This window comes from Actinomycetota bacterium, assembly GCA_023488435.1.
Taxonomy (GTDB): domain Bacteria; phylum Actinomycetota; class Coriobacteriia; order Anaerosomatales; family UBA912; genus UBA912.
Genome location: JAMDCK010000007.1, coordinates 1 through 5,233, shown reverse-complemented (window position 1 = coordinate 5,233; position 5,233 = coordinate 1). Strand labels below are relative to the sequence as shown.

Sequence of the window (5,233 nt, the reverse complement as noted above, 5' to 3'; positions counted from 1 at the left end):
GCGTTTGATGAGTTCGCGCAGGAGTTCAGTAGATTCCTAGACGAACAGGGTGATGCGCTTGAGACACTTCAGATCCTGGCAGCCGATAAGCGCGTGTGCCTGGTGTGCTTCGAGGAGGATCCCGCCCGATGCCACAGAAGTATCGTCGCTGATCGTATCGCCCCGCTCCTGTCCAGCGCTGAGGTGAGACACCTTCGTCATGCCGGAGTGTAGCGGCCGCGTTCTTGTCACAGTCAAAACATACCCGAATCCCAGCGCCAAGTACGAAGAGACGGTCTGCGTCGCTGGACTCGACTTCGATCTTGGGCGCTTCGTGCGCTTGTACCCCATAAGGTTACGGAATCTACCTTACTCACAGTGGTTCAAAAAGTGGCAGGTCATCGAAGCTGATCTCACACACAAGATCGCCGACTGCCGAGGCGACACTTACACACCGGATCCAGCAAGCATCCGAACAGTTGACGCATTCTATATGGGTCCAAAGAAAGACAAGCCCGACTGGCCTCGACGAAATGCAGCGGTGCTGCCTCTTGCGAGCACGATGGAGGCTTTACAGACGCAAGCCGATTCATTCCACGGGTCGATCGGCCTGGTACGAATCACCACGGACTCTGAGTTCTACCTCTTCAAGTGTTCGACTGGGAGCCATATGAGCTTTATCGGAAACAGCTTTCGCGCTGGACCGCCGAGAAGGCGCATGACGACGTGCTCCACAAGTACAACGAAGAGATAGGGCCTCGATCTCGAAACGTCTACCTCTTTGTTGGAACGACGATCAGTCGCCCGAAGCAGTTCTCCTGCATAGGCATCTACGCACCGCCTGGATGATGGCCCTCCGCTAAGTGTGCCTCAATCATACTGTTCCCCCTCGGCCGAGAAGTCTATCGGGTTCAATGGATCCGCCCGTCCCCTAGCAACCCCATCACTGGGCCGCCTGTCGACGAACCCGGCTGAATCCCCACACTACCGACATCACGAGCACCGCTGGAACCCACAGTGCAGCTACCAACAGCAAGGCAACGGGTGCGAGCACGGTGGATACGAGCGCCAACAATACCCCTATGACGCTGGCCTTGCGTCGCGACAGTGAAGTCACTGCCAAGCGCGAATAAACGATGCCGAAGACGGCAAGAGCCCAGTAGGGCGCGAAGTATGCACTCATCCAGAAGGGATTCCAATCGGGGGTTGCGATGATTGAGAGAAGCGCCCCCACCACCGCGATAGATCCACTCGTAAACAGAGACCTTCTGGTCGAACCATCGGCCCCAACCTTCCGATGCGCGATTCTCAGGTATAGCACCAGACAAGCGAGCAGGCAGACCGCCCACAGTGCAAGCCACAGGTTATCCATAAGCTCCATCCCTCACTTGTCCTTTACTGACACTGGCGCAAAGGGCGCTTTGCCATTGCTCATCCACGATCAGACATCCGCTCCCATTCTGTCAAAGCTTCTCTGACAAGCTCCGCATCATATGACCGCTCACAGCCTTCTTCGACCCGATGTGGCCCGATCGCCCCCTTGAGGATATCCGTGACCTCACGGCTGTTCGCACAATCTGAAACAATCGCCATTTGAAAACCATCATCCAGCAGCGAACACATGACCGTACCCGAACCCGTATCGCCGACCTGGAGATAGAAGGAGAACCGCTCGAAGCGGGGCCACAAGTGGGCAAGGCGGGTTCCCATTTGTTCGCTCTCGCCCGCCAGTCGGATGGCGTGAGCGGATATCCGCTCCGATGACGCGGAAGGGAATGCCGCGAGCAGAGATTCATCGGGGCCTGAACGCTTTCCGATCAGGGGATCCTCGACCTCGAGCTGCCACCGCTTGGCATCCAACCAAGCTGCAAGACCATCGAACACACTGGCGAATACGGCTTCACCTTCCGCATCGAAGGTGTGGCTACTCGGATCCTGCGTGAAGTCCAACAGCACCACATGGGGCGAAGTCGAGCTGCCGCATGGGCGAATCACTACCCCCGAGCTCACTGGGGCCTCCGCGCTCCCCACCGCATCCCCCTCGGCGGCGGGAGTCCGACTAGGAACCATGGTTGCTGCAACGGCAACACCCAACCAGCTGATCAGTGAGACGATTGGGAGTATATCCTCCACGCCTGATGGCAGCTCTCTCAAGAATATGATCAGCCCGAGTATGACAGGGATCGCGAAAATATTGCAGGCGAGCCGCAACGAAGCTCGACTGGAGTCCTTCTCTCGGAAGAAGGCGAACACACCCGCCAGCGCCACGCCAAGACAGAGGATCATAAGAGGCAGTCCTCCGGACACTGGTGCCGCAAAAGTCATCAGCCCAAGGGTGATCGCGGTAGCTGCGGCAATCGCCAGGATGGCCCGAATCATGTGCACATACCAACGTGACGAGCCAAGTAGCCAAGTGGCACCGCCAGCGAACACGGCAACAAGCACCCATGAAGCCGCCTCCCGCCATCCACTCATGAAGAGCGTATATGCATCGAGCAGGGCGATGCTCCCCACCACCACAACTCCGAGGAACACGTACCCGAAGATCGACACCGCCCTCGTGGCGGACTGAGCAAGTCTATCCATCATGATGACTCCTCGCCCCCGAGATCACTGGGGTCTCCGCTCGAACAGGTCTGTTGCTACGGACAAGTGCTGATCCAAAAAGTCGGCCGACTGCGCAGCATTGCTGTGGAAGATGACCTGCAGCCCCTCTCCCCCAGCGTCGACAACGACCCACGTAACACCCCTGTCATCTGGATGCGACGAAGTGCCTGCTACAACTGATGCATCAAGCGATCGCGCAATGGACTCGGTCGCCGCGGTGCGCGTTGGGGATCGCGATGGGGGTAGCTGGAGTGAACTCATAGCGATGGCTACTTCACCTTGAGTTCGGAGCCAGAAAATGCGCACGATGTCGCCGCTAACGTCCTCCTCCAAGTACAGGATGGGCTCTTCGCTCATGCCCGGCTCTGGCCACTCCTCATACGTCCCGCTCCAGCCGACAGGAACTCGCACGTCCAATCCCAACGGCAACTCGACTACGTCACCCGGTCCTACCGAATAGATAGTTGGCAGCGCGCAAGCGCCAAGTAACATTGATGCGCCAACCATCAGAATCACTACCCCGTACCAAACTGCCGATAAACGCACTCGATTCTCCTCCCCGTGGGTGCCGCAGCCATTATTCGATACCCGCTCAAATTCCGCAATCGACCCTCTCGGTAGTTCTAGTCGTAGTCTTCGACCAGGAACCACCGTTCGTCGAGCTGTTCTGCATAGTCATACATCTCTGCAATCTCCGCCAAAGGCGGTGTCTCATGCGGCCAATAGAGAAATCCTCTCCCTTGGCCGAGTAGTCCGCGGAAGCGCCAGAAGGTGACCTGCCGATCTGGCTGAGCCGTGAACCAGACACTGCCGCTGTCAGACAGATGTCTCATGTCCTTCGGCAGTCTCAAGACTACGTCTGTCGGCGCTGGACGTTGCGATGCCGTGGTCTCGAACACCCAGACCGCCGCCAGCTCGAGTTCGTTACGATTCTCAGCGAAGAACGCCGTGTCTCGATTCGCTGGCACGACCAATGTCACCACAATGGCCGTGACCGCAAGTACGCAAAACGATGCCAACACCAAACATGTGACCGCCACTCTCTTATGAGTGAGTGGCCACTCGAAACTGTGCTTCCCTACTCGGTCATCGTCCTTGAAGTCTGACGACATTCGCTTCCCTTCCGTACTCTTGCGCTATACCCATCCGCACGGAGCCTCCGCGCTTCCCCGCTTACCTCCACCTGTAGTCCCAAGTCTCGGTATCCACCTTGATTTCAATGCCGTCGATCACGACCACCGCATCGGATTTCCGCTCGATATTAGGAACCCCCGACGGCTCGTACAGGTAGATGTTCCCTTCCCTTCGCTTTGCGCGAGGGTAGAACCGAGACGAGTCCGATTCCCACAACGACGAATAGCAGCATCAAGCCACTGTCGAAGAAACCAGATCGACCACTGACTGCCAATGGTGCGAACACCCTGGCAATCGCTGCAGCAGTCCAGATGAACGAAAACAGCATGACGTAGATATCACGCGTCCGAGGCTCTTCCTCCTTCCGCAGAATCCAGCCACAAAACATACCCACGAAGACTGCGGGATTGAGGACAAAGAGAATCCCCTCCCAATCGCGCAGGGATATATAGACTGCCCTGGAATCGGCTAACACACCGGCAACCCCTAACACGAGGGAGTTGACCAACAATGTGATGGTCAATGCCCGAAACCTCATGGTAATCCTCCTATAGACTCCCAACGCGTCGCGGCCACCTAATAATCACGGGTGAACTCGCATACCTTCGGCCTGAGAAGGCGTCCCGAAAGGTAACGCGAAGGTTAGGACGGCAGCGTATCTTGTACGAATGCCAGCCACGCGTGCCGTCCCTGCGCATGAACACTACCCTCTGCCGAACGGAGTGAGTTGCATTGTCACGACAACTGGGTCGAGCGAGGCTTGCGAATGAATAAACCTGCCACACGATTAGGTCACCCCGCCTAACAACAGACGAACTCACGCCCCTGATTGAGTTCACGATGCCACCTATTGTGCCGCCAATATTCAACAGTACACTCGCTCCCTTTCCAACGACGGCTACCTTCCCTGCCAGAGCTGCCGCCAAGATTGGCGCCAACGCTTTCGCCGTTATGCGGATGTGAGATGCCCCGACATCCCTATTGGTAGCATAACGGAACGCCATCCATATCCACGCCAACCCAGTCGGGTCCACTTTCCCTACAGGGTCTCCCGCGGCGTACTGGTACGCACTCTCCTCGCCGTCGGCGCGGATGGGGTCCTTCGAGAGGAAGCGCATCGTGGCCGGGTCGTAGTGGCGTTGCGACAGGTAGTACGTCTGCGAGTGGGCGTCGTAGACGTAGCCAGCATAGCGCAACGGCTGACGCTCGGCTATCGCTGCGCGCGTGCGCTGCCCTGCCCGTCGCCGCGAAGCGTCAAGCGAGAGCAGCGTGATGCCGTCGTAGGTGTAGTCGGTCGTTGTGGTGATGCCGCCTGCGGTCACGGTCGCCGACGTGCGCTAGCCGTTGCCGTCGTAGGTGTAGGTCGAGCAGACCGTGCAGAATGCTTGCTCCCGACGAGAATCCCCGCCGTAGCAGCCAGTGAAAGCACGATCCATATGGATGCATCCAAGGCCAATGCGACATCCATGCCCACGTGATCTAAGCCGGGGAGTAGCGGAGTCATCATGGCTCG

General features: G+C 57.8%; 7 protein-coding genes. 1 reads left to right on the top strand and 6 read right to left on the bottom strand.

Features of this window, described 5'->3' with window-relative positions:
• Positions 1 to 213: DUF488 domain-containing protein (locus M1617_00725; GenBank protein ID MCL5886820.1), on the top strand; the 213-nt coding region annotated here is incomplete at its 5' end.
• Between the two features lie 709 nt (positions 214 to 922).
• Here the strand turns inward: M1617_00725 and M1617_00720 are convergent.
• The 6 genes from M1617_00720 to M1617_00695 all read right to left on the bottom strand — a co-directional run bounded on the left by M1617_00720 (position 923) and on the right by M1617_00695 (position 5,042).
• Positions 923 to 1,360: a hypothetical protein gene (locus M1617_00720; protein MCL5886819.1), complete on the bottom strand. Its 438-nt coding sequence runs from the start codon at positions 1,358 to 1,360 to the stop codon at positions 923 to 925.
• A gap of 50 nt (positions 1,361 to 1,410) precedes the next feature.
• On the bottom strand, positions 1,411 to 2,568 hold the full coding sequence (locus M1617_00715) for a hypothetical protein (GenBank protein ID MCL5886818.1): 1,158 nt from the start codon (positions 2,566 to 2,568) through the stop codon (positions 1,411 to 1,413).
• 21 nt (positions 2,569 to 2,589) lie between these two features.
• Entirely contained in the window at positions 2,590 to 3,132 is a 543-nt protein-coding gene (locus tag M1617_00710; protein ID MCL5886817.1) for a hypothetical protein, read from the bottom strand.
• A 77-nt stretch (positions 3,133 to 3,209) separates the two neighbouring features.
• Positions 3,210 to 3,698 carry a hypothetical protein gene (locus M1617_00705; protein ID MCL5886816.1) on the bottom strand — a complete coding sequence of 163 codons (489 nt, stop codon included), beginning with the start codon at positions 3,696 to 3,698 and terminating at the stop codon, positions 3,210 to 3,212.
• A gap of 149 nt (positions 3,699 to 3,847) precedes the next feature.
• Positions 3,848 to 4,258, bottom strand: coding sequence for a hypothetical protein (locus tag M1617_00700; protein MCL5886815.1), 411 nt, complete (start codon positions 4,256 to 4,258; stop codon positions 3,848 to 3,850).
• A gap of 10 nt (positions 4,259 to 4,268) precedes the next feature.
• The gene (locus M1617_00695; GenBank protein ID MCL5886814.1) at positions 4,269 to 5,042 is read right to left on the bottom strand and encodes an RHS repeat-associated core domain-containing protein; all 774 of its coding nucleotides are present in this window, start codon (positions 5,040 to 5,042) and stop codon (positions 4,269 to 4,271) included.
• Between the last annotated feature and the right edge of the window lie 191 nt (positions 5,043 to 5,233).

Coding starts and splice junctions, on each gene's coding strand:
- M1617_00700 (MCL5886815.1), bottom strand. CDS start 4,258: ATGAGGTTTCGGGCATTGACCATCACATTGTTGGTCAACTCCCTCGTG.
- M1617_00715 (MCL5886818.1), bottom strand. CDS start 2,568: ATGATGGATAGACTTGCTCAGTCCGCCACGAGGGCGGTGTCGATCTTC.
- M1617_00720 (MCL5886819.1), bottom strand. CDS start 1,360: ATGGAGCTTATGGATAACCTGTGGCTTGCACTGTGGGCGGTCTGCCTG.
- M1617_00705 (MCL5886816.1), bottom strand. CDS start 3,698: ATGTCGTCAGACTTCAAGGACGATGACCGAGTAGGGAAGCACAGTTTC.